Source organism: Bradyrhizobium sp. UFLA06-06, assembly GCF_054820065.1.
The window spans coordinates 68,655-91,704 of record NZ_JADFUD010000007.1 but is presented as its reverse complement, the minus strand read 5'-3'; the positions used below and the strand labels follow the sequence as shown (position 1 = coordinate 91,704).

Here is a 23,050-nt window from a genome sequence, read left to right as displayed (position 1 = left end):
AGTGACGTCATGAACTACGGCATCGCATTCACACCGCTGGTTCCTTCGCTCGTGCTGTGGCTCGCGCTCGGCGCGATCGTCGTCATCGCCGTGCTGCTCCTGGTGTCGCGCGCACGGGGCGCTGCGGTGCGAGTCGCGGCGCTGGCGCTGATCCTGCTGGCACTGGCCAATCCCTCCTTCACCCGCGAGGACCGCGAGCCGCTGTCCTCGGTCGCTGCCGTCGTGGTCGACAAGAGCCCGAGCCAGAACTTCGGCACGCGCAACCAGGAGACCGACAAGGCGCGGCAGGCGCTGGTCGACAGCCTGAAGCAGATCAAGGGCCTCGAGGTCCGCGTCGTCGAGGCCGGTCAGGCCGATGGCGAGACCGACGGTACAAAACTGTTCGGCGCGCTGACGTCGGCGCTGTCGGACGTTCCGGTCGAGCGCGTCGCCGGCGCCTTTATGATCACCGATGGCCGCGTGCACGATATTCCGGCCAACGCCCAGGCGCTCGGCTTCCAGGCGCCGGTCCACGCGCTGATCACCGGCCGCAAGGACGAGCGCGACCGCCGCATCGCGATCACAGCCGCGCCGCGCTTCGGCATCGTCGGCCAGACCCAGACCATCACCTTCCGGCTCGACGACCAGGGCGTCACCGGCGAGCGCGCCAAGGTCACGATCCGCCGCGACGGCGAAGTGATCAACGAGCGCACGCTGACCAGCGGCCAGACCTCGAGCGTCGACATCGACATCAAGCACGCCGGACCCAACATCGTCGAGATCGAGGCCTCGCCGCTCGAGAACGAGCTGACGCCGGTCAACAACCGCGCCGTGGTCGCGATCGACGGCGTCCGCGACAAGCTGCGCGTGCTGCTGGTTTCCGGCGAGCCGCATTCCGGCGAGCGCACCTGGCGCAACCTCTTGAAGTCCGACCCCAGCGTCGATCTCGTGCACTTCACCATCCTGCGTCCGCCGGAGAAGCAGGACGGCACGCCGATCAACGAGCTGTCGCTGATCGCATTTCCGACCCGCGAGCTGTTCCAGCAGAAGATCAACGAATTCCAGCTGATCATCTTCGACCGCTACGCCCGCCAGGGCGTGCTGCCGATCGCCTATTTCGACAACATCGCGCGCTACGTCCGCGCCGGCGGCGCGGTGCTGGTCTCCGCCGGCCCCGACTACGCCTCGACCACCAGCATCTGGCGCACGCCGCTGGACTCGGTGCTGCCGGCCGAACCGGTCGGTGTGACCGAGAAACCGTTCTACGCGCATCTGAGCGATGCCGGTAAGCGTCATCCGGTGACGCGCGGGCTGGAAGGCTCGAATGCCGAGCCGCCGCATTGGAGCCGGTTCTTCCGCACCGTCGATACCCGCAACGCGATCAATCCGCCGGTCATGACCGGCGCCGACGGCAAGCCGCTGCTGCTGCTGTCGCGCTTCGGCGAAGGCCGCGTCGCGCTGCTGCTCTCCGACCACATCTGGCTGTGGGCGCGCGGCTACGAGGGCGGCGGCCCGCATCTCGATTTGTTGCGGCGGGTGTCGCACTGGCTGATGAAGCAGCCCGACCTCGATGAAGAGGCGCTGCGCATGCAGGTGCAGGGCAAGGATCTCATGGTGGTGCGCCAGACCATGGCCGACACCGTCTCGCCGGTCACCGTGACCTCGCCGAGCGGCACCACGCGCGAACTGACGCTCACCGCCGGCGATACCGGCGAGTGGCGCGCGACGCTGCCCGCAAACGAGCTCGGCCTGTGGCAGGCCACCGACGGCACGCTGAAGGCGCTGATCAATGTCGGCCCGACCAACCCGAAGGAATTCTCGGAGGTCACCTCGACCACCGAGATGCTGAAGCCGCTGGCGCAGACGACCGGCGGCGATGCACGGCGCATCGTCGACGGTTCGAGCCTCGACATGCCGCGCGTCGTGCCGGTGCGCTCCTCCTCGATCTTCCGCGGCGACGGCTGGCTCGGCGTCAAGATGCGCGACGCCAGCGTCGTCAAGGGTGTCGGCGTGCTGCCGATGTTCGCCGGACTGGTCGGCCTGCTGCTGTTGCTCGGCGCATTCGCGGCAACATGGCTGCGCGAGGGACGCTGAGCCCGGCCGGGCTCACGTCTGCGTTGCATCAAGCACACACAGGCAACGCATCGACACGGTTTGTCTGAACGCTGGTTGACATCGCGTACGCCATCCGATGTTATAATGTAACATCGGGGCGCTGGGGTGTTGATGCGCTCCCGATTGGGTGGGCGTTATCGGCATGCAGTGGTTCCGGCGACACATCAAGACTGGCTCGCGGCTGGCGCTGTTCGCGCTCGCCGTCCAGTTCACGCTGTCGTTCGGGCATTTCCACCCGATCGCGGCCGCGCAAGCGGCGCCTGCGGTCCAGACCGGGCTGTCGCTGGTCGATCTCGCCTATATCGGGACCTCGGCGACGCCGGACCTCGCGGTCCAGGTGACCGGGACGCCACAGCCCGCCAATCACGACAACGACCGGCATCCGGCCGACAATTGCGCGATCTGCGCCGTCATCTCGCTTGCGAGCAGCATGCTGTTCACGGCGCCGCCGGTGCTGTTGCTGCCGGAAGCGATCGAGCTTCTGTTCCGCACCACCAATGCCGAATTCGCCCATCTGAAATCGGCGCCGGCGGCCTTCCACTCCCGCGCACCTCCCCTGTCCTGACATCGACTGATTGCTGCACGCCCTGAGCGGACGGCCGCGTCACATTTGCGGCCTGCGCCAGCGGGGCAAATCGGAATCGATCCGTTATTTCGACGGGCCTGGATCGGGACAATGACACTTCAGAAGAAACGAGCACTCCACATCGGGAGCGTGAGCTGGCTATTGCTGGGCGCGATGAGCCACAATGCGCTGGCCGACGACACGCCGACGCAACTCCCTGACATCACCGTGACGGCACCGAGCCCGATCCAACGGCACCGGACCGCGCCAACGCGCACGCCGAGCCATGTTGTCCGGGCCGCGCCGAGCCGCAACCGCGAACGCGCCGCGGCCGTGCAACCGGCGCCTGCGGCACCCGCGCCGGCACCGCAGCAGGGCGTGCTGCCTGTGGTTACCGATCAGTTCGCCACCGTCACCGTGATACCCAACGAGGAACTGCGGCGATCCGGCGCCGCCACGCTCGGCGATCTCCTGTTCTCCAAGCCCGGCATCACCGGTTCGAGCTTCGCGCCCGGCGCGTCGAGCCGGCCGATCATCCGCGGCCTCGACGTCAACCGCGTCGGCATCGTCGAAAACGGTCTTGGCGGCGGCGGCGTGTCGGATCTCGGCGAGGATCATTTCGTCCCGATCGATCCGCTCTCGACCAACCAGATCGAAGTGGTGCGCGGCCCGGCCGCGCTGCGCTACGGCTCTACCTCGATCGGCGGCGTCGTCAGCGCCACCAACAACCGGATTCCCGATGCGATGCCGACCTGCGCGGCGACGCCGTTTCAGTCCTACGGATTGCCGGTGAAGGCTCCGCTGGCCGACGCCGGCGCGCCGGGTTGCCTCAATGTCGAGACCCGCACCTCGGTCAGCTCGGTCAATCGCGGCGTCGAGGGCGGCATGCTGCTGGACGCCGGTGGCAACAATGTCGCCGTGCATGCCGATGTCTATGGCCGCACCACCAGCGACTACAGCATCCCCAGCTATCCTTATTTATTTGTGCCCGGCCAGCCATTCAACGGCCGTCAGCCGAACTCCGCGACGCAGTCGGACGGCGCGTCGGTCGGCGCCTCCTATTTCTTCCAGGGCGGCTATATCGGCGCGGCGATCACCCAGAACGACTCGCTCTACCATATCCCCGGCATCGACGGCGCCGATCATCAGACCCGGATCGACGCGCACCAGACCAAGATCGCCGTCAAGGGCGAGTACCGGCCCGACGCTGCAGCGATCGACGCCGTGCGGTTCTGGGTCGGCGCGACCGACTATCACCACAACGAGCTCGGCCTTGCCGATCCGACCGACCTGTTCAGCGACGGCGTGCGGCAGACCTTCACCAACAAGGAGCAGGAAGCCCGCGTCGAGGTGCAGATGATGCCGTTCAACGCGCGCTTCGCCACGGTGACGACCGCGTTCGGCGTGCAGGCCGGGCATCAGGAACTGACCGCGCCGAGCCCGGACGATCCGACCTCGCTGTTCAACGGCCTGTGGAGTCCGAACAACAACAACCGGGTCGCCGGTTACGTGTTCAACGAGTTCAAATTCACGGATTCGACCAAGGCGCAGATCGCCGGCCGCATCGAGCATGTCGACCTGCACGGATCGATGCCGAACTTCCCGGCGGACTATCTCCCCGACGGCGCACCGCAGAGCTCGATCGCGCGCAATCCATCCTACACGCCGGTCAGCGGCAGCATCGGGCTGCTGCAGAACCTGCCCGGCGATCTCGTCGGCAGCATCACGGCGCAATATGTCGAACGCGCGCCGAAGCCTGCGGAGTTGTTCTCGCGCGGCGCGCATGATGCGACCGCGACTTTCGACATCGGCAATCCGAACCTGACCATCGAGACCGCGAAATCGGTCGAGATCGGCCTGCGCAAGGCGACCGGACCGTTCCGCTTCGAGGCCACCGCCTACTACACCCGCTTCAGCAACTTCATCTATCGCCGCCTGACCGGGGTGATGTGCGGCGACGATTTCGACTCCTGCGGCAATGGCGATCCCAACAACGAGGCGCGGCAGGCGGTTTATTCGCAGCGTGACGCGATCTTCCGCGGCGCCGAATTCCAGAGCCAGTTCGACATCGGCCCGCTCAACGGCGGCATCTGGGGCATCGAGAACCAGTTCGACGTGGTGCGCGCCACCTTCACCGACGGCAGCAACGTGCCGCGGATTCCACCGGTGCGGCTCGGCGGCGGTTTCTATTGGCGCAACAGCAACTGGCTGACCCGCATCAATCTGGTGCACGCCTTCGCGCAGAACGACATCGCTGTCATCGGAGAGACTCCGACCGCGGGCTACAATCTCCTCAACGCGGAGATCACCTACAACACCAAGCTGAATTCGTCATGGATCGGCGCGCGCGAGATGACGCTTGGTCTGGTCGGCAACAATCTGCTCAACCAGAACATCCGCAACTCCGTCTCCTACACCAAGGACGAGGTGCTGATGCCGGGCCTCGGCGTGCGAGCGTTCGCCAACCTGAAGTTCTGAGCCAAGCGGGTCCCTCTGCCGTTCGCGGCAGAGGGATTTATCGCGTAGCCCGGATGGAGCGCAGCGCAATCCGGGAACAGCGCAATCCGGGAACACTGTGTCCGCGGTTGCCGATCCCGGATTTCGCTTCGCTTCATCCGGGCTACGAACATGTCCGATGGACGAGCGTGTGAGCCTTGCCGCCCGCGTCGACGATCAGTGGCCGACGACGACTTCGCTGATCTGGATCACCGGTTGCTGATCGGTGTAGTTCGGGATGTCGCCCATGATCTCCTGGGCGTGCTTGCCCATGCCGGCCGCGAAGGCCTCAACCGAGTCGCAGAAGATGTGGCACATTCCGACATAGGTTGCGGGTTGCCCTGGGGCGCCGCCGGCGAGCCCCTTGTCGACGGTGTAGTATTTGCATGCGTCGCCGAGGCGCGCCTTCACCAGCGGCATGTGCTTGTCGCGATAATAGTCGTGATCAAAGCGTGCGCCTGGATTGTTCGGATACATCACACTGACCTTGATCATGACGCGCACTCTCCCTGTTGATATGACATGCGCCGGTCTTGTCCCGGCGCTTGCCTCAACTGTGCTTTAGTTTCCGATAGCGCGCAACAGTTCCGGCGACGCTCGCGAGAACGTCAGATCGCCTTGCTCCAGTCAGGCTGGATCGGTCCGGACACGCCCTCGGCCGCGCCGTCGACCAGTTCCATGACAAGCAGGCGACTGTAATCGACCGGACCGGGCATGGTCATTTGCCCCTTCGGGACCGGCTTGAAGCCGACCCGCGCGTAGTATGGCTCGTCGCCGACCAGCACGATCAGCCGGTGGCCCTTGGCGCGGGCGTCGTTGATCGCACGCTCGAGCAGCGCACGGCCGACGCCGCGGCTGCGAAACGGCGGCTCGACCGTTAGCGGCCCAAGCATCAGCGCCGGCGTATCGCCGATCGTGATCGGCAGCTGGCGCACCGAGCCGACCAGCAGCGTGCCGATCCGCGCCGTGAAGGAGACATCGAGCAGATGATCGACATGCTCACGCAGCCGGTAGGCGCTGAGCACGAAGCGGCCGGGCCCGAAGGTGCGCTCGTGCAGGCGCTCGATCGCCTGGGCGTCTTTCGGGGTCTCGGGCAAGATGGTCAGGGACAATTCGGTCATTGTGGGGCGCGGGATAGCATCTGGCGCAGGCGCGGTCCATCACCGCCATGTCGCCGTCGGCGGCCTGCCTTCGAGCACCTCCGCGATCCGCAGCCGCGTGCCGGGGGTGGTCTCGTCAGGCAGATCAGCCGGATCGAAGAAGCCGCAGGCCACGATCTCGCGATTCGGCTCCGGCAGGCGGTCCTGCCGGTAGTTCCTGACGACGTAGACCGCGACATGATCGCGCGGCGAAACGTGGCTGTTGTGGAAGATGCCGTGCAGCACCGGCTCGCCCTTGAGCTCGATCCGCCCCTCCTCCTCCAATTCGCGCCGCAGCGACTCGATAAAGCTTTCGCCGACCTCGACCCCGCCGCCGGGCAGATACCAGCCATGGACGTAGCTATGCTTGACCAGGAACACCCTGTTGTCGGCATCGAGCACGACGGCGCGGACCCCGAGCGTCATGCTGCGGACCAGCCGCCAGTAGAAATGAAACACCCACCTGATCTGCGGCTCGTAGCGCTTGCGTAAATCGAGCAGGACCGTCACTGAACCCTCGACATCATCGTGTTTGATCCGTGCTTTGATCCTTGCGCGCCTGCGCAGCTCTTGCCAATACAGGGCAGGACGTTCGGGATAGCACGACATGACCGGCTGCCGGCCACTTTTCGCGGACAATCCGAAGGGAATCGCATGATGGCGGCGTTCCGCCTCGCGCATCTGTCGGACCCGCATTTGCCGCCGCTGCCGGCGGCTCGGCTGCGCGATCTGGCCGGCAAGCGCGCCTTCGGCTACCTGAACTGGACGCGCAACCGTCACAAATATCACCGCCGCGACGTGCTCGACGCGCTGGTGTCGGACATGCAGGCGCAGCAGCCGGACCATATCGCCGTGACCGGCGACCTCGTCAATCTGGCGCTGGATGCCGAGTTCAATCCGGCCCGGCAATGGCTGGAGGGCGTGGGTTCGCCTGCCGACGTCACCGTGATCCCCGGCAACCACGACGCCTATGTGCGCGCGACCCGGCATCGCTTCGTCAGTCACTTCGGCGACTATCTGCGCGGCGACGCCGATGGCGCGGCAACGCATTTTCCGTTCGTGCGCCGTCGCGGGCCGCTGGCGCTGATCGGCGTCTCCTCGGCGGTGCCGACGCCACCGCTGATGGCGACCGGCTGGCTCGGCCATCCCCAGCTCGATGCGCTTGATGCGATCCTCGCGCAGCTGTCGCGGGAGGACGCCTTCCGCGTCCTCCTGGTGCATCACCCGCTGCACTCCGACGGCCGCGCCAAGCGCCTGACCGATTCGCATCAGCTGCTCGCGCTGCTCAGGCGCCACGGCGTCGAGCTGGTGCTGCATGGCCACGACCACATCCATTCGACGATGTGGTTCGACGGCCCGGAGCGGAAGATCCCGGCGATCGGCGTGCCGTCGGCATCGGCGCTTGCGCGCAAGCACTATCCGGCGGCGGCCTACAATTTGTTCTTGATCGAGCGTGACGGCAATGCCTGGCGCTGCGAGCAGACCGTGCGCGGCCTCGGCGATCACGACGGCATTCGCGAATTGAAGCAAGTACGACTGTCCTAATCGCCGCCCCCGCCGCCGCCACACCCACCGCCGCAGCCGCCTCCGCTGTCACCGCCGCCACCATCGCCGCCGCCGTCACCGCCATCGCTGCCACCACTCCCGTCGCTGCCGGCATCGCCGAAACCCGCTGACGATCCGTCGATCGACGCGTCGGAGAAATCGCCGCCGCAATAGGGACTGCTACCGCCGATGCCGCTGCGGCGCAGCGCCTCGCAGTCGGTGTGATAGATGAAGCCGTTCGCGATGTTCAGCTTGGCGTCGAGCGCAAACAGCAGCGGCAGCCGGGTCGGCCTGACCGGATCGATGTTCTCGTATTTGCAGCAATACCACCAAACCCGCCGCAGCCCCTCATTGCTCCTGCGCCGCTCCTTCACCAGAACGACCGCGGGGGTGTGATGCAGGAAGCTGCCGAAGGCGCGGCGGCAGAACGCATCATACTCGCGGGTGTAGAGAATGAATTCGTGCCAGAGGTCGTCGGCCGCTTGCGAGGGCATCGAGACGTAACGCTTGCCGCTCATCAGATAGGCGAGCAAGAACTGCCGCAGGCCGCGCGAGACCAGCGCGCTGTCCTTGCGGGTGAAGCCGGGGTGACGCTTCTCGAGCCGCGCCAACAGGCCCGCGGGCCAGTGAAAGGTGCGGATGTATTCGGCGCGCCGCAATGTCTGCCACTTGCCGAACAGCACGGCGCTGCCGACCACCGCGGCGGCCGCCAGGACGCCGAAAAATGCCGAGGCGGGTGTTATGACCACGATGCCCCCGCCCGTTGAGCGGCTAGAAGTTTTGCAAGCTCGCAAACAGCGCGAGACCGAACAGCGCGAGCGCGCCCATGACGAAGCCGAACACGAACATGCCGATCCCGCCGCGGCGCTTCGGCGCCACCACCGGGACGGGCGGCGGCGCCGGCGGCTCGGCAACCGGAAGCGGCGTTGCCACCATCGCATGCTCGCGCTCGATCAGGCGGCGCGCGACATAATCAGTGACGGCATCGACGATCGCGGCGACGTCATGCGATTCGGCGAGCACGATGCGGCCGAACCTCGTGTCCTGCACGAAGCGGTAGATCCGCTTGTCGCGCCCCATCAACACATGCGCGACGACGTCGATCCACAGCCGCGGCGTCTCGCCCTGGCTGATGCCGCGGTCGAACAGATCGACCTTGTCCGGCACCTGCGCGAACAGCGGATCGAGCGCATCGTTGAGGATCTCGAGCCGCGCCACCTCGGCGTCGCGCAACTCGACGACGACACCGGTGCGATCGGCCGCCTCGATCCGCGCCCGCCGCAGCGCCTCTCGCAGCGTCGGCCGCATCTCGCGCGCCTCGCTGCCGGTGTTCTGCGGATCGGACATGCCTTGCGGTCTCGTGGTGACGGGTTTCCTGCGCATTAACCTATCAGCAACCAAGATGTCCGCAAAGGGCGTTGGTTCCCAAGCACTTAGACCTCCACTTATCCCCAGATCAAAGACCTGACGCTGTCCCAAAAGCGGTCGACCCCACCCGGATGAAACCGGATGGGGCCGCCGTCCTTGGACGTTTTCTCAGCTGCGTTAGGATGCGATTGCGTATCGCGACGTCATCTCTTGTTTGAGCATGATCTCCGCGCAAACGCTTGCGTTAGTCGCGAGGGAAAACCGGTTCCCACTTTTCCCGATCATGCTCGTTCAGGCCGAAACCCGCGACGGCTCCTCGACGATGGAGAAGCGCACACCAGCCTTGTGGCGGCTCTCTTCCGAGACTTCCTTCCAGCACTCTTCGGCTTCCTTGCGGGTCTTGAACGGACCCCGGACCTGGGCTGAGCCTTCGACCAGCTTGTGGAAATTCATCGACCCGAACTCGCCGCCGATCACCCAGAAATTGCTGCCCTTGCTCATCGTCAGTCTCCTTCAAAAAATCGGGCTGCCTTTGCCCAGCCGCCTGCACCTGATCCCCGCAACCTGTTCGCATCGACATTCTTGACATGGCATTGCGAACTGCGTGTCAGGAGATAAACGCGAAAACGCGAAGTTCGTACAGATGCCTTGTTTTTTATTGGTGATGTCATGTAACATCTGAACTTGTAATAAATGTCGATTTGTGAATTTTGTCACAAAATAGGTCAGGAAGCCTGCCATGCCCGGTGAGTCCGGAAAGAAGCTGTTCGTCGGTCCGCGCTTCCGGCGGATCCGCCAGCAATTGGGGCTGTCGCAGACCCAGATCGCCGAGGGGCTCGGCATCTCGCCCTCCTACATCAACCTGATCGAGCGCAACCAGCGCCCGGTAACGGCGCAGATCCTGCTGCGGCTGGCCGAGACCTACGACCTCGACTTGCGCGACCTCGCCACCGCCGACGAGGACCGCTTCTTCGCGGAACTCAACGAGATCTTCTCCGATCCCCTGTTCCGCCAGATCGACCTGCCGAAGCAGGAGCTGCGCGACCTCGCCGAGCTCTGCCCCGGCGTGACGCATGCGCTGCAGCGGCTCTATGCCGCCTACACCGAGGCGCGCCGCGGCGAGACGCTGGTGGCGGCGCAGATGGCCGACCGCGAAGGCTCGCAATTCGACGCCAATCCGATCGAGCGGGTGCGCGACCTGATCGAGGCCAACCGCAACTATTTTCCGGAGCTCGAGACCGCCGCGGAGAGTTTGCGCGACGAACTCAACGTGCCGACCGAAGGCCTGTTCACGGCGCTGACTACGCGCTTGCGCGAAAGACATTCGATCCTGACCCGCGTGATGCCGGTCGACGTGATGCGCGAGACGCTGCGCCGCTTCGATCGGCACCGCCGGCAGCTCTTGATCTCCGAACTGGTCGACAGCTCCGGCCGCAGCTTCCAGCTTGCGCTGCAGATCGGCTTTGTCGAGTGCGGCGCCGCGATCGACGCCATCGTCAGCCGCGCCGGCCCGCTCGACGACACCGCGCGCCGGCTCTACCGCATCACGCTCGCCAATTACTTCGCAGCCGCCGCGATGATGCCCTATCAGGCGTTTCATTCCGCAGCTGAAGCCTTGAGCTACGACGTCCATGTGCTGGCGCAGCGCTTCAACGCCGGCTTCGAGCAGGTCTGCCACCGCCTCACCACGCTGCAACGGCCGAACGCGCGCGGCGTGCCGTTCTTCCTGCTCCGCGTCGACAATGCCGGCAACGTGTCGAAGCGGTTTTCCTCGGGCACCTTCCCGTTCTCCAAGTTCGGCGGCACCTGCCCGCTCTGGAACGTGCACTCGACCTTCGACATGCCGGATCGCCTGCTCAGCCAGGTGATCGAATTGCCGGATGGCACGCGCTACTTCTCGATCGCGCAGATGGTGCGCCGGCCGGTGGCGCCCTACCCGCAGCCGCAGCCGCGCTTTGCGATCGGGCTCGGCTGCGAAATCCGTCATGCGGCAAAACTCGTCTATGCCACCGGCATGGATCTGGAAAAGGTCGAGGGCACCCCGATCGGCGTCAACTGCCGGCTTTGCGAGCGCGAGAATTGCAGCCAGCGCGCCGAGCCGCCGATCACGCGCACCCTGATCCTGGACGAGACCACGCGGCGGGTGTCTTCGTTCGCGTTCTCGAATGCGCGGGAGTTGTGAGCCAAGGCTCAATCCATCGCGGCAAAGGCCCTGCACCAGCCGTCCTTGCTGATCGCGCCCTCGACCACCTTTGCAGCCATCGGGCGCGACGAACAGCGTGCACATCGCCTGCACGAGGCGCTGGTCCGGCGCGGCGCCTGGCCGCCGAAAACGGAGGAGGATTCGACCGAGGACGACGTGCGCTAAAGCAGGATCCGGAAAAGTGCGAAGCGGCTTTCCCTCGCGACAACGCGTTTGCGCGAATCACACACCAAACTAAAGCGCGATGACGATTCGACCCAGCGCGTGTACTCGACGCGACTAATCCGTTGACGTCGTGACCTGACCGCAGGTTCACCCAATGAAAACGGCGGGAGGAACTTTCGGTTCCGCTGCGAGTCATATTTGTGACGCGATGTGGCCTGGGCCGCCAAGGGAGAGACCGAGGGAGAGATCATGTCAAAGTCCCGCCTTGGAATGGCTGCGGCCGGCGTTGCAATTGGCGTTCTGGGAGCGCTGCCGAGCGCGGCCGACGCGGGTTTCCGCCTGCGCGTTGGCGGCCCCGTGAGTGTCGCGCGCTTCGCGATGGCCGGCGTGCTGTCGGTCGCAGGTCTCCGCCACGCACGCATGGCGGCGCGCCACAGCCGCGTCCGCATGGCTGCTCTAAGACCGCAAGATCTTCGCCCCGCCGCCGAGTCGATCGGCCCGAGTGAGCGCGCGCAGCTCACTGCCGTCGCCGCGCTGGCCGGCTGGCAGGGCGGCCGAGCTGCGCAAGGCTGGTGGCAGCACTCCGACGGTTCATACGGCTGGGTCGGTCCGCTCTTCTGGCCGTTTGCCTATAGCGATCTCTATGACTACGTGCTTCTCAATGATGGCAGCGGCTTCTGGGCCTATGGCTACGGCGATCTCTACGCCGCGATCTTCTCGCCTTACGCTGCGAGCGATCTCTCAGCGTTTGCGGCCGAGCGCCCCGCCGGGAGGCGGCATCGCAAAGCGCCCTCGGTGCAGGAATTCTGTAGCGGCGACACCGCCGAGACGACCGGCCTTCCCCTCGAGCGGATCGGCCTGGCGGTCGCGGCGAACGAGGCGCAGCGCGCAGCCTTCGACGAGCTCGCGAGCGCCTGGATTTCCGCCGGCAACACCATCCGCGCTTCCTGTCCAGCACAGACCGCAACCACCGCGCTGGAGCGACTCGCGGCCATGCAGAGCCGCGTCAACGCGATGCTGAGCGCAGTTGCGACCGTTATGCCGCCATTTCAAAAATTCTACGATCTCCTAAGCGATGAACAGAAGGCCCAGCTCAACACGCCCGAACGCGACCGCCGCGCTAACGCTGCGGCCGCGAAGCTGAAGGAGATGCAGGACGCCGCCTGCCAGGCGAGCCGTGAACCGCAAGACGAGCAACAGGCCGAAAAGCAATACCGCCAGCTCGTCGCCCAGCAATGGCCCCTCGACGACATCGTCGCCAGCCTGAAACTGAACGATACGCAACGGGCCGCGCTCGAAGTGGTGCAGGATACCACGATGGGCACCATGGAAGCCTTAAACCCATGCCCGCCAAAGGACGCGCTCACCCCGCCGGCCCGCCTTAAGGCCGCAAAGGCGCGGTTGGAAGCGATGAGAGAGGCGATCATCAGCGTGAACGACGCGGTCGACGATTTCCGTTGGAACCTGAGTGACGAGCAGAAGACGCAGTTCGAGGGGCTCGGTCTGAAGAAGCGGGGGGTGTGATTTTTCCATCCCCAAGCGGCGCTGGTCGGCCAAGGCGATACTTCGCATCCCCTGTCGCATTTGCTAGTCGTCCGCTAAGAAGGGCTGTACATGCGGGCATGCGTTATAGGGGCGGGCTCTAAGTAGTTCGGTCGCGCGACCGAGACGCCGTTCAACATGAACTTTGAGGCCCGCACATAGTCAACTGAACTTCTTTGGATGTTGCTTATTGGCCCAAGGCCGACATGCGGCGATGTCGGCCTCAACCTCAGCTTCCGAGATCAAAGCGGACGCGAAGAATTCATGAGTACACGCCCTGATCTCATCGCGCCTTAGCGCGTACCGCGCTCGACTTGCCCAAGCGGAGGCCGAGCGAGGCGGCGGACGTCATGCGACGGCACAACCAGCCGGGGCTTGCGAGCCGGCATGCGCGCAGGACATCCGCCTGAGCGACTGCCCATCCGTCGACCGCGCCCCGGATCTGTGGCGCGCAACGGCCCTCGCCTTCGCGCGGCGCGCCGGAAAGCGCAGCCGCGCGAGAGAGACGACAGCGTCAGATCAATCTGCGCCGTTTTGGATCGCTCGGCCTGCTAACCGCCGGGCGGCGTGTAGGCGGCCTTGAGCTTGGTCGCGTGCTGACGCACCACCTTGATCTCGTCCTGGGTAAAGAGCCGGATCAGCCGCACATTCTGCATGGCGCCGGCCGCGACGACCACGCCGCTGACCGCAGGCGCGAAGCTCGGATCCGGCACGTCGAAGATCACCATCACGCCGGGGCCATCGGTCGCCGTGCTGTACATCGAAATCAGTTTCCCGCCGGCGGCCTCGATCAACTTCTTCGCGGCCTCGTATCGATTGGTCGTCGGGTTTTCCATGATGTTGTTCAGGGAACGCGGGGTGTATTCACCAGAGAAGCAGAAATGCATGGCAATCGCTCCGTTTGGTTGGAATGAAAAAAACATTCACCCAGGCACGCGGCCCGGGCAGAGCATTTCGTACTGAAAAATGGGAAGAAATGGCCTGCCGATGGCCAGTCGCGCTGCCGCTCATTCTCCGGATTTCGGCGCAACCGGTGGCAGCTCACTGCGCAATCTACATCAAATAGCCGGCAAATGAAATCGCGCTCTATCGAGACCGCCTGTAGGGCAGCCTGCCTGACACACGAGCGAGCATGGTGTGTCCACGACCAACCCCGACCTCACCCGCACCCTTTGCCTCACATCATGCGACAGGCACAACGCCTTGCAAACAAGGGCGATCTGCCTCAGTGTCCGGCGCCCGCCACCAAGAACAAGCGAAAGAAAACTCATGAAGCATCGCGCGCTCGGCCGCTCCGGCCTCACTGTTCCTCCCCTGTGCTTCGGCTGCAATGTATTCGGCTGGACCGTGGACGAGACGTCGTCGTTTCGCCTGCTCGACACCGTGCTCGATCAGGGGCTGACCTTCCTGGATACGGCGGATGTCTATTCACGCTGGGTGCCGGGCCACAGCGGCGGCGAATCCGAGACCATCATCGGCAAATGGATGAAGGCGCGCGGCAACCGCAACCGCGTCATCCTCGCCACCAAGGTCGGCATGGACATGGGAGACGGCAATGTCGGGCTGAAGCCGGACTACATCGCGCGCGCCGTCGAGGATTCGCTGCGGCGGCTGCAGACCGATTTCATCGATCTCTACCAGTCCCACAAGGACGATGAGACGACACCGCAGGAAGAGACGCTCGCGGCCTACGACAGACTGATCAAGGCCGGCAAGGTCAGGGCGATCGGCGCCTCGAACTTCTCGGCGGAGCGGCTCCAAAGTGCGCTCGACATTGCCAAGGCGAACGGGTTGCCGCGCTACGAGAGCATGCAGCCCGAATACAGCCTGGCGGAGCGCTCGAGCTACGAAGGCGCGCTGCAACGTGTCTGCGAGGCGAACGACGTCGGCGTGATCACGTTCTTCTCGCTCGCCGCAGGATTTTTGACCGGCAAATATCGCTCGGAGAGCGACTTCGCCAAGAGCCCGCGCGGTGCACGCAGCATTCCGAAATACATGAACCCGCGCGGCATGCGCATCCTGGCCGGTCTCGACGAGGTCGCCGCGGAAACCCGCGCCGAGCCGGCCGCGGTCGCGCTCGCCTGGCTGATGGCAAAACCCTCGGTCACCGCGCCGATTGCCAGCGCCACCAGGCCCGAGCAGGTCGCAACGCTGGTCGCGGCGACCAAACTTGAGTTGAGCAAGGACCAGGTCGAACGGCTGGACGCCGCGAGCGCGTAGCGCGGCTCCACTTCACCTCGCCCCGCGTGCGGGGAGAGGTCGGAACGCATCGCTAGATGCGTTCCGGGTGAGGGTGAGCCTCCGCGAATGCAGCTATCGCCGGATCTGCGGAGACAGCCCCTCACCCCAACCCTCTCCCCGTAAGAACGAGGCGAGGGAGCACACCGCCTTCGCGGCTGCCGTTCAATCCCGCCTCACCTCGCCTATCCCCACGGGCCGCGCTGGCTCGACGATCCGCCCCACGGGCTGCGCGGCGGATAGCTTCCACCGGCCGGGCGCGGCGCGGTTTGGGTGCCGAGCTCGGCGGCGAGCTGCTGCAGCGCGGCGATGCGGTTCGCGGTCGAGGGGTGGGTCGCGAACAGGTTGTCGACGCCGTGGCCCGACAGCGGGTTGATGATGAACATATGCGCGGTGGCCGGATTGCGCTCGGCTTCCATGTTCGGCACCTGGTGAGCGGCGTTTTCGATTTTCGCGAGCGCCGAAGCCAACCACATCGGCTGGCCGACGATGCGCGCGCCGTAATTGTCGGCGGCGTATTCGCGGGTGCGGCTGATCGCCATCTGCACCAGCATGGCGCCGAGCGGCGCCAGGATCATCATCGCGATCGAGCCGACGATGCCGGGGCCGTTGTTATTGCGGTTGCCGCCGAAGAACATGCCGAACTGTGCCAGCATCGAGATCGCACCGGCGATCGTCGCCGTGATCGTCATGGTCAGCGTGTCGTGGTGCTTGATATGCGCAAGCTCATGCGCGATCACGCCGGCAAGCTCCTCGCGGCTGAGCTGCTGCATCAGGCCTGTGGTGACGGCGACCGCCGCGTTCTCCGGATTGCGGCCGGTCGCGAACGCATTCGGCTGCGCCTCGTCCATCACGAACACGCGCGGCATCGGGAGCGCGGCGCGCTGCGCCAGCTCGGCGACGAGATTGTAGAGTTCGGGCGCCGAGCCCGCATCGACCTGATGGGCGCCGTACATCGACAGCACCATGCGATCGGAATTCCAGTAGGCGAACAGATTTGTCGCAGCCGCGACCATCAGCGCGATCACGGCGCCGGTGCCGCCGCCGATCAGATAGCCGACCCCCATGAACAGGGCGGTGAGGCCGGCAAGCAGGAGCGCGGTGCGGAAATAGTTCATCGTGGTTCCCTGACGGCAGACGGAATGCTGCCACAACTGACGCCGCTCAGGTAGGGATTTTGACGCTGAAGCCGCAAGGGGAACCAGTGCGTCGCAGCGACGCGGCGCGGGTTAACAATCGGTCACCTGCAAGCAGTCACCCGCAGTTCGTAGCCCGCATGAGCGAAGCGACATGCGGGGGGCACCGCCCCGGATATCGCTTCGCTCATCCGGGCTACGAGATCGTGCCTCCGCCGCCGGTTCGGAAGCACGCTACGCCGCCGGCTCCTGCGCGATCACCGCTTCGTCCTCGCGCAGTGCGATGCGCAACATGCGGGCGAGCTCGGCGCGGCTGTAGGGTTTTGCCAGGAACAGGATGCCCTGTTCGAGCTTGCCGTCCTGGTCGATGGCGTCATCGGTATAGCCCGACGTGAACAGTACGCGGAGACCCGGGCGGCGCTTCCGCGCCTCGGTGGCAAGGTCGCGCCCGTTCATCGCGCCCGGCATGATGACGTCGGTGAACAAGAGATCGATCGGCGCGCCGCTGTCGAGCACGGCAAGGGCTTCGCGGCCATTATTGGCCGACAGCGTGGTGTAGCCGAGGCTCTCGATCTGGGTCAGCACATAAGAGCGCACCAGCTTGTCGTCCTCGACGACGAGCACGATTTCCCGCGCGCCGCGCGCGTCCGGCTGCCGCCGCTCGGGCACTGCTGCCGGCGAGACCACCGCCGCGCGCGGCAGATAGAGCATCACCCTGGTGCCGCGGCCGACCTCGCTGTCGAGCACGACGTGGCCGTTGGATTGCCTGACGAAGCCGTAGACCATGCTCAGCCCGAGCCCGGTGCCCTTGCCGACGTCCTTGGTGGTGAAGAACGGCTCGAACACCTTGGCCAGGTCGGCTTCCGCAATGCCCCGGCCGTTGTCGGTCAGCGCGATCGCGACATAATCGCCGGCGGCAAGCCCGTCATGGCCGTTCACGTCCGATGGCTTGAGCTCGGCGGTGCGGGTCTCGATCGTCAGCCGGCCGCCCTTCGGCATCGCGTCGCGCGCGTTGAGCGCAAGGTTGATGATCGCGGTGACGAGCTGGTTGCCATCGACCAGTGCGCGCGGCAGATCGGGTGCGGAGCGAAAATCGATGTCGACATGGTCGCCGATCGTGGGCCGCAGCAGCTCGATGGTGTCGACCATCAACGCGTTGACGTCGACGTCGCTCGGCTGCAGCGGCTGCTTGCGCGCGAAGGCGAGCAGATGCCGCGTCAGCGATGCGCCGCGCTCGGCGGCGTCGCGGATCAGCGAGGTGATCTCGGTGAGCTGACGGTTGTGGGTGACTGCCTCGGCCAGGATGTCGATGGTGCCGGTGATGACGGTGAGGATGTTGTTGAAGTCGTGCGCGATGCCACCGGTGAGCTGGCCGACCGCTTCCATCTTCTGCGCCTGGCGGGTCTTGTTCTCATTGGCCTCGGCCTCGCGGAAACGCTCGAGCAGGAATTCCGAGCGCTGGCGCTGCCGTCCCTCCTCGGCGAGCGCGACATGCGCCTCGCGCAACTGCTCTTCGGTCGGGATCGCGAGGATCCGCGGGATCAGCGGCCAGAGCAGCACGGCGGTGAAGATCGAGGCGACAGCGGTGAGCGCCTTGAGCAGGCCCTCGATACCGTAGATCGGCACCCACAGCGTGTAGATCGAGAACACATGGGTGAGGCCGCAGGCGAGGATGAACGCGGCGAACGGCCAGGCCATCCAGCCGAACTGGAAATCGCGCCGCTTGGAGACGAGGATCGCCAGCGCAAACGGGATCGAAAAATACGAAGCGGCAATGATTGCGTCTGAAATCACGTGGAGCCAGATCAGCTCCGGTTCCCACAACAGGCAGATGCCGTGCGGCGAAAACGTCGACGAATCCAAGAGACGCTCGAGAAAACTCCACATGGGTCCCTCCGGGCGTGATCGATCCGCCGACACCCCTGCCCGCGAATCACCGGCCGATCATAGCGGCGGCGGCTGAACCTACCTCAGCTCAATTGGTCTAAGAGCGGCACCCCCGTTGTTGCCCGGTGTCGCCCTGGTGTATGCAGATTGGGCTTCAATTCCCCTTTTTCCAGCCGGTGACATCGATGCCAGCCTCTCCCCTCCGTGCCCCGATCATGATCGCAGCGATCGCGGGGGCGCTGGCGCTCTCCACCCTCGCCTCGGCTCAGCAGCCGCTGCCCAGCCCCTTGAATCCCGCGCCAGTCAGGCCGCGCCCTGCCGCCGTCGCCACGCCGAGGGCTGCGTCCTGCCACAACGGGCAAAACTTCGATCGCTTCCTCGCCGAGCTGAAGCAGAAGGCGATCGCCGCCGGCGTCTCGCAGCGCACGATCGCGGAGGCCGCGCCCTACCTGATCTACGATCAGGGCATCGTCAACCGCGACCGCGGCCAGCGCGTGTTTGGGCAGATCTTCACCCAGTTCGCGGGCCGCATGGCCGCGAACTATCGCATGCAGCAGGGCCAGCAATACATCCGGACCTATGCGGCCGCGTTCGCGCGCGCCGAGAAGGAGTATGGCGTGCCGCCGGCGGTGATCGCCGCGTTCTGGGGACTGGAGAGCGATTTCGGCGTCCAGATGGGCAATCTGCCGACGCTGAAATCGCTGGTGTCGCTGGCCTATGATTGCCGCCGCTCCGAGATGTTCCAGGGCGAGACCATCGCCGCGCTGAAGATCATCGAGCGCGGCGATCTGACGCCCGACGAGATGATCGGCTCATGGGCCGGCGAGCTCGGCCAGACGCAATTCTTGCCGACGCATTATTTCAACTACGCTGTCGACTATGACGGCGACGGCCACCGCAATCTCCTGCAAAGCGGCCCCGACGTGATCGGCTCGACCGCGAACTACATCGCCACCGGATTGAAGTGGCGGCGCGGCGAGCCGTGGCTGCAGGAGGTGCGCGTGCCGCAAGCCGCGAATTTCGCAAATTTCCCTTGGGACCAGGCCGACCTCACCATCAAGCTGCCGCGCTCGAAATGGGCGTCGCTCGGCGTCACCTCGACCGACGGCAAGCCATTGCCGAATGACGAGATGCCGGCCTCGCTGCTGCTGCCGATGGGCCGGATGGGTCCGGCGTTCCTGGCCTATGCGAATTTCGCCGCCTACACCGAGTGGAACAACTCGCTGATCTATTCCACCACCGCCGGCTATCTCGCCGGCCGCATCGCGGGCGCACCACCGATGCAGCGGCCGCACGCGCCGGTCGCGCAACTGCCGTTCGGCGAGATCAAGGAGCTGCAGGGACTGCTCGCGCGCGCCGGCTACGACGTCGGCAAGATCGACGGCGTGCTCGGACAGGCAAGCCGCAGCGCGGTGAAGGCGATGCAGATGAAGTACGGGCTGCCGGCGGATTCCTGGCCGACCGCGGAGCTCCTGGCGCGGATGCGCGGCGGGCCCCGCACACAGCCTGCCGCGGACGCCGCGGCACCGGGGATGCGGTAGAGCAAGTGCCGCTCGCTCTTCCCGTCACCCTGAGGTGCGAGCGGAGCGAGCCTCGAAGGGTCGACGGCCACCAGCCGGGCCGTACATCCTTCGAGGCTCGCTGTGCTCGCACCTCAGGATGACGGGTCCAAGACAGGTGCTGCGCGAAATATTTGACCAAGTGTTACAGCCTCCCGCAGTTGTATTCTTCCCCTTGCCGCCCCACTTGCAGCATCGCCGTTCGGTAACATCCGGATTTCATCAAAACAGGGAGCATCACATGTCCTTTCATGACGCCGTCGTCCCCGCCTACCTGCAGATCCTCAACAGCCTCACCGGCGAGCTGACCAAGGCCGAGGCGCATTGCGAGGCCAAGAAGATCGCGCCCGAGGTGCTGCTGGGATCGCGGCTCTATCCCGACATGCTGCCGCTGACCAAGCAGGTGCAGCTGGTCTGCGACCACGCCGCACGGGGCTGTGCGCGGCTGACCCATAGCGAGGTGCCGTCGACGCCCGACACCGAGAAGAGCATCAGTGAACTGAAGCAGCGGCTCGCCAAGACCATCGACTATGTGAAGTCGTTCAAGCCGGCGCAGTTCGACGGCGCCGACGCCCGGGACGTCACCTTCCCGATCGGCCCCGATCGCACCATGACCCTGAAGGGCCAGCAATTCCTCAGCGCGTTCTCGTTCCCGAACTTCTACTTCCACGCCGTGACCGCGCACGACATCCTGCGCCACAACGGTGTCGAGATCGGCAAGCGCGATTTCCTCGGCGTGAGCTGACGCGCTTCGTTCCCTCATGGTGAGGAGCGCGTCTTCGCGCGTCTCGAACCATGAGGCCCACTCGGGCCACATCCTTCGAGACGCCGCTTCGCGGCTCCTCAGGATGAGGACCTACAAGGGCCGGGGTGATCGATATTCCCCGGTGCGGGATTTTCCGCTTTAGCCAAGGCTTCGGCGCGACACGTCGCCTCACATGCTCAGCCGTGCTACTGCTCCCTGACAACAACAAGATGTCAGGGAGCACGCCATGTCGACCACAACCCACGCACCGAAAGCCATCGATCCGTCCGCCTCGCTGCATGCCGAAGCGCTGGGACTGGCGAAGAACCACGGCCGCCTCGCCGGGCGGCGCATCATTGTGGTCGGCGCGGGACAGCGCACGACGGTGGATGAAGCGCCGCCGATCGGCAATGGCCGCGCGATGAGCGTGCTGTTCGCGCGCGAGGGCGCTGCGGTCGCCTGCCTCGACGTCAACAAGGACGCTGCCGACGACACCGTCGCGCAGATCACAGGCGAAGGCGGCAAGGCCTTCACCGATGTGGTCGATGTCTCCGACGTCGCGGCGATCGCACCCGCGGTCGAACGCTGCGCGCAAAGGCTCGGCGGGCTCGACGGGCTGGCGCTCAACGTCGGCATCTCCTCCGGCCTGTCGCTGCCCAAGATGACGGCCGAAGCCTGGGACCGCGACTACGCCGTCAATGTGCGCAGCCACATGCTGTTCGCGCAGAAGGCGCTGGAGGTGATGGCGCCGGGTGGCACGATCATCCTGATCTCCTCGATGGCGAGCCAGCGCGCCGGCGGCCGCAACCCGGCCTATGAATCCTCCAAGGCGGCGCAGATCGCGCTGGGCCGGGCGATCGCGCGGGCCGGCGAGGACAAGGGAATTCGCTGCAATGTGATCGCGCCCGGCTTCATGGACACGCCGATGGGCCGCGACGCCAGCCGCAGGCGATCGGACCGCGCCGTGACAGTGCCTTTCGGCCGCCAGGGCACCGGCTGGGAGGTTGCCTATACTGCGCTGTTCCTGGTTTCGAATGAATCCTCCTACGTGAACGCGCACACCCTGTTCCTCGATGCCGGCCACATGGGCGGAATTGTGCGCAGCTAGCCTGCGGAGCGCGAATACCTCGGGCATTGCGCTCGTCGCGGCAATGCACAATTCTCCTCCATCAGTCATCCTCTGGAACATTTACATGAGCCAATCGACCAAACTTCTCGAGCCCTACAAGCTCGGCGCGCTGACGCTGCCGAACCGCCTGGTGATGGCGCCACTGACGCGCAACCGCGCGGTGCCGCCCGGCATGGTGCCGAGCCCGCTCGCGGTGGACTATTACAGCCAGCGCGCCTCCGCCGGCCTTCTGATCACCGAGGCGAGCCAGGTCTCGCAGCAGGGCCAGGGTTACCAGGACACGCCCGGCATCTATTCGAAGGAACAGGTCGAGGGCTGGCGCAAGGTCACCGATCGCGTGCATGAGCGCGGCGGCCGCATCTTCATCCAGCTCTGGCATGTCGGCCGCATCTCGCATGTCGCACTGCAGCCGAACGGCGGCGCACCGGTGGCGCCGAGCGCCATCAAGGCCAAGACCAAGACCTTCGTAAACGGCACGTTTGCCGATGTCTCCGAGCCGCGCGCGCTCGAGCTGTCGGAAATTCCCGGGATCATCGAGGACTTCAAGCGCGGCACGGCGAATGCGCTGGCGGCCGGCTTTGACGGCGTCGAGATCCACGGCGCCAACGGCTATTTGCTCGACCAGTTCGCCCGCGACGGCACCAACAAGCGCACCGACGCTTATGGCGGCGGAATCGAGAACCGCGCCAAGCTGATGCTGGACGTGTCCAAGGCGGTCGCCATCGAGGCCGGCGCCGATCGCACCGGCATCCGGATCTCGCCGGTGACGCCGGCCAACGACATCACCGACTCCAATCCGCAAGCGCTGTTCGACTACATCGTCGACCAGCTCAGTGCGCTGAAGCTGACCTATCTCCACGTCGTCGAGGGCGCGACCGGCGGCCCGCGCGATATCGCGCCGTTCGACTACGCCTCGCTGCGCAAGCGCTTCAAGCAGGCCTATGTCGCCAACAACGGCTACGATTTCGCGCTGGCGGAGAAAGTGCTGGAGGCCGGCGCGGCCGACCTGATCGCGTTCGGCAAGCCGTTCATCTCCAACCCCGATCTGGTCGAGCGGCTCAAGACCGGCGCGACGCTCAACGAGTGGGACAAGGCGACCTTCTACGGCGGCGGCGCCAAGGGCTACACCGACTATCCGACGCTGAAGGCGACCGAGGCGGCGGAGTAGGGAGCGCTCCTCTCTCCACATCGTCATTCCGGGGCGATGCGAAGCATCGAACCCGGAATCTCGAGATTCCG

The 23,050-nt window shown here is 65.5% G+C and carries 21 protein-coding genes; 12 read left to right on the top strand and 9 right to left on the bottom strand.

What is annotated here, in order from left to right:
• Nucleotides 1-9 precede the first annotated feature (9 nt).
• The 3 genes from IF803_RS08315 to IF803_RS08305 all read left to right on the top strand — a co-directional run bounded on the left by IF803_RS08315 (nt 10) and on the right by IF803_RS08305 (nt 5,137).
• Nucleotides 10-2,073, top strand: a complete 2,064-nt coding sequence (locus tag IF803_RS08315; protein ID WP_461191845.1) for a hypothetical protein — start codon at nt 10-12, stop codon at nt 2,071-2,073.
• Between the two features lie 163 nt (nt 2,074-2,236).
• Nucleotides 2,237-2,659 (top strand): DUF2946 family protein, encoded by a 423-nt coding sequence (locus IF803_RS08310; protein WP_461191844.1) that lies wholly within the window; start codon nt 2,237-2,239, stop codon nt 2,657-2,659.
• Nucleotides 2,660-2,770: 111 nt separating this feature from the next.
• Nucleotides 2,771-5,137, top strand: coding sequence for a TonB-dependent receptor (locus IF803_RS08305; RefSeq protein ID WP_461191843.1), 2,367 nt, complete (start codon nt 2,771-2,773; stop codon nt 5,135-5,137).
• A 195-nt stretch (nt 5,138-5,332) separates the two neighbouring features.
• Here the strand turns inward: IF803_RS08305 and IF803_RS08300 are convergent, their stop codons facing one another.
• The 3 genes from IF803_RS08300 to IF803_RS08290 form a co-directional block, all read right to left on the bottom strand.
• Nucleotides 5,333-5,650: an EthD family reductase gene (locus IF803_RS08300; RefSeq protein WP_225158578.1), complete on the bottom strand. Its 318-nt coding sequence runs from the start codon at nt 5,648-5,650 to the stop codon at nt 5,333-5,335.
• A 113-nt stretch (nt 5,651-5,763) separates the two neighbouring features.
• Nucleotides 5,764-6,276, bottom strand: a complete 513-nt coding sequence (locus tag IF803_RS08295) for a GNAT family N-acetyltransferase (protein WP_028338623.1) — start codon at nt 6,274-6,276, stop codon at nt 5,764-5,766.
• Nucleotides 6,277-6,315: 39 nt separating this feature from the next.
• On the bottom strand, nt 6,316-6,804 hold the full coding sequence (locus IF803_RS08290) for an NUDIX domain-containing protein (RefSeq protein ID WP_212057488.1): 489 nt from the start codon (nt 6,802-6,804) through the stop codon (nt 6,316-6,318).
• Nucleotides 6,805-6,951: 147 nt separating this feature from the next.
• Between IF803_RS08290 and IF803_RS08285 the strand changes: the two genes are divergently transcribed.
• Nucleotides 6,952-7,839 carry a metallophosphoesterase family protein gene (locus tag IF803_RS08285; RefSeq protein ID WP_304500377.1) on the top strand — a complete coding sequence of 296 codons (888 nt, stop codon included), beginning with the start codon at nt 6,952-6,954 and terminating at the stop codon, nt 7,837-7,839.
• On the opposite strand, the gene IF803_RS08280 is transcribed toward IF803_RS08285, so the two are convergent.
• From IF803_RS08280 to IF803_RS08270, 3 genes are all read right to left on the bottom strand, one after another.
• On the bottom strand, nt 7,836-8,588 hold the full coding sequence (locus IF803_RS08280) for a glycine-rich domain-containing protein (RefSeq protein ID WP_304496909.1): 753 nt from the start codon (nt 8,586-8,588) through the stop codon (nt 7,836-7,838). The genes IF803_RS08285 and IF803_RS08280 overlap by 4 nt on opposite strands.
• A 22-nt stretch (nt 8,589-8,610) precedes the next feature.
• Nucleotides 8,611-9,186 carry a hypothetical protein gene (locus IF803_RS08275; RefSeq protein WP_411780235.1) on the bottom strand — a complete coding sequence of 192 codons (576 nt, stop codon included), beginning with the start codon at nt 9,184-9,186 and terminating at the stop codon, nt 8,611-8,613.
• Nucleotides 9,187-9,498: 312 nt separating this feature from the next.
• Complete coding sequence (locus IF803_RS08270) at nt 9,499-9,708, bottom strand: DUF4170 domain-containing protein (RefSeq protein ID WP_016839740.1); 210 nt, start codon at nt 9,706-9,708, stop codon at nt 9,499-9,501.
• Nucleotides 9,709-9,946: 238 nt separating this feature from the next.
• Between IF803_RS08270 and IF803_RS08265 the strand changes: the two genes are divergently transcribed.
• The 3 genes from IF803_RS08265 to IF803_RS08255 all read left to right on the top strand — a co-directional run bounded on the left by IF803_RS08265 (nt 9,947) and on the right by IF803_RS08255 (nt 13,099).
• Nucleotides 9,947-11,389 carry a helix-turn-helix domain-containing protein gene (locus IF803_RS08265; protein WP_028338619.1) on the top strand — a complete coding sequence of 481 codons (1,443 nt, stop codon included), beginning with the start codon at nt 9,947-9,949 and terminating at the stop codon, nt 11,387-11,389.
• 45 nt (nt 11,390-11,434) lie between these two features.
• On the top strand, nt 11,435-11,575 hold the full coding sequence (locus tag IF803_RS08260; RefSeq protein WP_304496910.1) for a hypothetical protein: 141 nt from the start codon (nt 11,435-11,437) through the stop codon (nt 11,573-11,575).
• Between the two features lie 270 nt (nt 11,576-11,845).
• Nucleotides 11,846-13,099 (top strand): Spy/CpxP family protein refolding chaperone, encoded by a 1,254-nt coding sequence (locus IF803_RS08255; RefSeq protein ID WP_304500379.1) that lies wholly within the window; start codon nt 11,846-11,848, stop codon nt 13,097-13,099.
• 569 nt (nt 13,100-13,668) lie between these two features.
• Here the strand turns inward: IF803_RS08255 and IF803_RS08250 are convergent.
• Nucleotides 13,669-14,004 (bottom strand): GYD domain-containing protein, encoded by a 336-nt coding sequence (locus IF803_RS08250; protein WP_028338617.1) that lies wholly within the window; start codon nt 14,002-14,004, stop codon nt 13,669-13,671.
• Between the two features lie 382 nt (nt 14,005-14,386).
• Between IF803_RS08250 and IF803_RS08245 the strand changes: the two genes are divergently transcribed.
• On the top strand, nt 14,387-15,337 hold the full coding sequence (locus IF803_RS08245) for an aldo/keto reductase (protein WP_304496911.1): 951 nt from the start codon (nt 14,387-14,389) through the stop codon (nt 15,335-15,337).
• 203 nt (nt 15,338-15,540) lie between these two features.
• Here IF803_RS08245 and htpX read toward each other — a convergent pair whose 3' ends face one another.
• Both htpX and IF803_RS08235 read right to left on the bottom strand, forming a co-directional pair.
• A complete protein-coding gene (htpX, locus tag IF803_RS08240) occupies nt 15,541-16,473 on the bottom strand; it encodes a zinc metalloprotease HtpX (protein WP_304496912.1) in 933 nt (310 codons plus the stop codon).
• A gap of 252 nt (nt 16,474-16,725) precedes the next feature.
• Entirely contained in the window at nt 16,726-18,378 is a 1,653-nt protein-coding gene (locus IF803_RS08235) for an ATP-binding protein (protein WP_304496913.1), read from the bottom strand.
• A gap of 185 nt (nt 18,379-18,563) precedes the next feature.
• On the opposite strand from IF803_RS08235, the gene IF803_RS08230 reads away from it, so the two are divergent.
• The 4 genes from IF803_RS08230 to IF803_RS08215 all read left to right on the top strand — a co-directional run bounded on the left by IF803_RS08230 (nt 18,564) and on the right by IF803_RS08215 (nt 22,979).
• On the top strand, nt 18,564-19,919 hold the full coding sequence (locus tag IF803_RS08230) for a lytic murein transglycosylase (RefSeq protein ID WP_461191842.1): 1,356 nt from the start codon (nt 18,564-18,566) through the stop codon (nt 19,917-19,919).
• A gap of 259 nt (nt 19,920-20,178) precedes the next feature.
• Nucleotides 20,179-20,682 carry a DUF1993 domain-containing protein gene (locus IF803_RS08225; RefSeq protein WP_038388800.1) on the top strand — a complete coding sequence of 168 codons (504 nt, stop codon included), beginning with the start codon at nt 20,179-20,181 and terminating at the stop codon, nt 20,680-20,682.
• A 247-nt stretch (nt 20,683-20,929) separates the two neighbouring features.
• Nucleotides 20,930-21,790 (top strand): SDR family NAD(P)-dependent oxidoreductase, encoded by an 861-nt coding sequence (locus IF803_RS08220; RefSeq protein WP_461191841.1) that lies wholly within the window; start codon nt 20,930-20,932, stop codon nt 21,788-21,790.
• An 85-nt stretch (nt 21,791-21,875) separates the two neighbouring features.
• Nucleotides 21,876-22,979, top strand: coding sequence for an alkene reductase (locus tag IF803_RS08215; RefSeq protein WP_461191840.1), 1,104 nt, complete (start codon nt 21,876-21,878; stop codon nt 22,977-22,979).
• Nucleotides 22,980-23,050: the final 71 nt, after the last annotated feature.

Coding starts and splice junctions, on each gene's coding strand:
- IF803_RS08315 (WP_461191845.1), top strand. CDS start 10: ATGAACTACGGCATCGCATTCACACCGCTGGTTCCTTCGCTCGTGCTG.
- IF803_RS08310 (WP_461191844.1), top strand. CDS start 2,237: ATGCAGTGGTTCCGGCGACACATCAAGACTGGCTCGCGGCTGGCGCTG.
- IF803_RS08305 (WP_461191843.1), top strand. CDS start 2,771: ATGACACTTCAGAAGAAACGAGCACTCCACATCGGGAGCGTGAGCTGG.
- IF803_RS08300 (WP_225158578.1), bottom strand. CDS start 5,650: ATGATCAAGGTCAGTGTGATGTATCCGAACAATCCAGGCGCACGCTTT.
- IF803_RS08295 (WP_028338623.1), bottom strand. CDS start 6,276: ATGACCGAATTGTCCCTGACCATCTTGCCCGAGACCCCGAAAGACGCC.
- IF803_RS08285 (WP_304500377.1), top strand. CDS start 6,952: ATGGCGGCGTTCCGCCTCGCGCATCTGTCGGACCCGCATTTGCCGCCG.
- IF803_RS08275 (WP_411780235.1), bottom strand. CDS start 9,186: ATGTCCGATCCGCAGAACACCGGCAGCGAGGCGCGCGAGATGCGGCCG.
- IF803_RS08270 (WP_016839740.1), bottom strand. CDS start 9,708: ATGAGCAAGGGCAGCAATTTCTGGGTGATCGGCGGCGAGTTCGGGTCG.
- IF803_RS08265 (WP_028338619.1), top strand. CDS start 9,947: ATGCCCGGTGAGTCCGGAAAGAAGCTGTTCGTCGGTCCGCGCTTCCGG.
- IF803_RS08255 (WP_304500379.1), top strand. CDS start 11,846: ATGGCTGCGGCCGGCGTTGCAATTGGCGTTCTGGGAGCGCTGCCGAGC.
- IF803_RS08250 (WP_028338617.1), bottom strand. CDS start 14,004: ATGCATTTCTGCTTCTCTGGTGAATACACCCCGCGTTCCCTGAACAAC.
- IF803_RS08245 (WP_304496911.1), top strand. CDS start 14,387: ATGAAGCATCGCGCGCTCGGCCGCTCCGGCCTCACTGTTCCTCCCCTG.
- htpX (WP_304496912.1), bottom strand. CDS start 16,473: ATGAACTATTTCCGCACCGCGCTCCTGCTTGCCGGCCTCACCGCCCTG.
- IF803_RS08235 (WP_304496913.1), bottom strand. CDS start 18,378: ATGTGGAGTTTTCTCGAGCGTCTCTTGGATTCGTCGACGTTTTCGCCG.
- IF803_RS08230 (WP_461191842.1), top strand. CDS start 18,564: ATGCCAGCCTCTCCCCTCCGTGCCCCGATCATGATCGCAGCGATCGCG.
- IF803_RS08225 (WP_038388800.1), top strand. CDS start 20,179: ATGTCCTTTCATGACGCCGTCGTCCCCGCCTACCTGCAGATCCTCAAC.
- IF803_RS08220 (WP_461191841.1), top strand. CDS start 20,930: ATGTCGACCACAACCCACGCACCGAAAGCCATCGATCCGTCCGCCTCG.
- IF803_RS08215 (WP_461191840.1), top strand. CDS start 21,876: ATGAGCCAATCGACCAAACTTCTCGAGCCCTACAAGCTCGGCGCGCTG.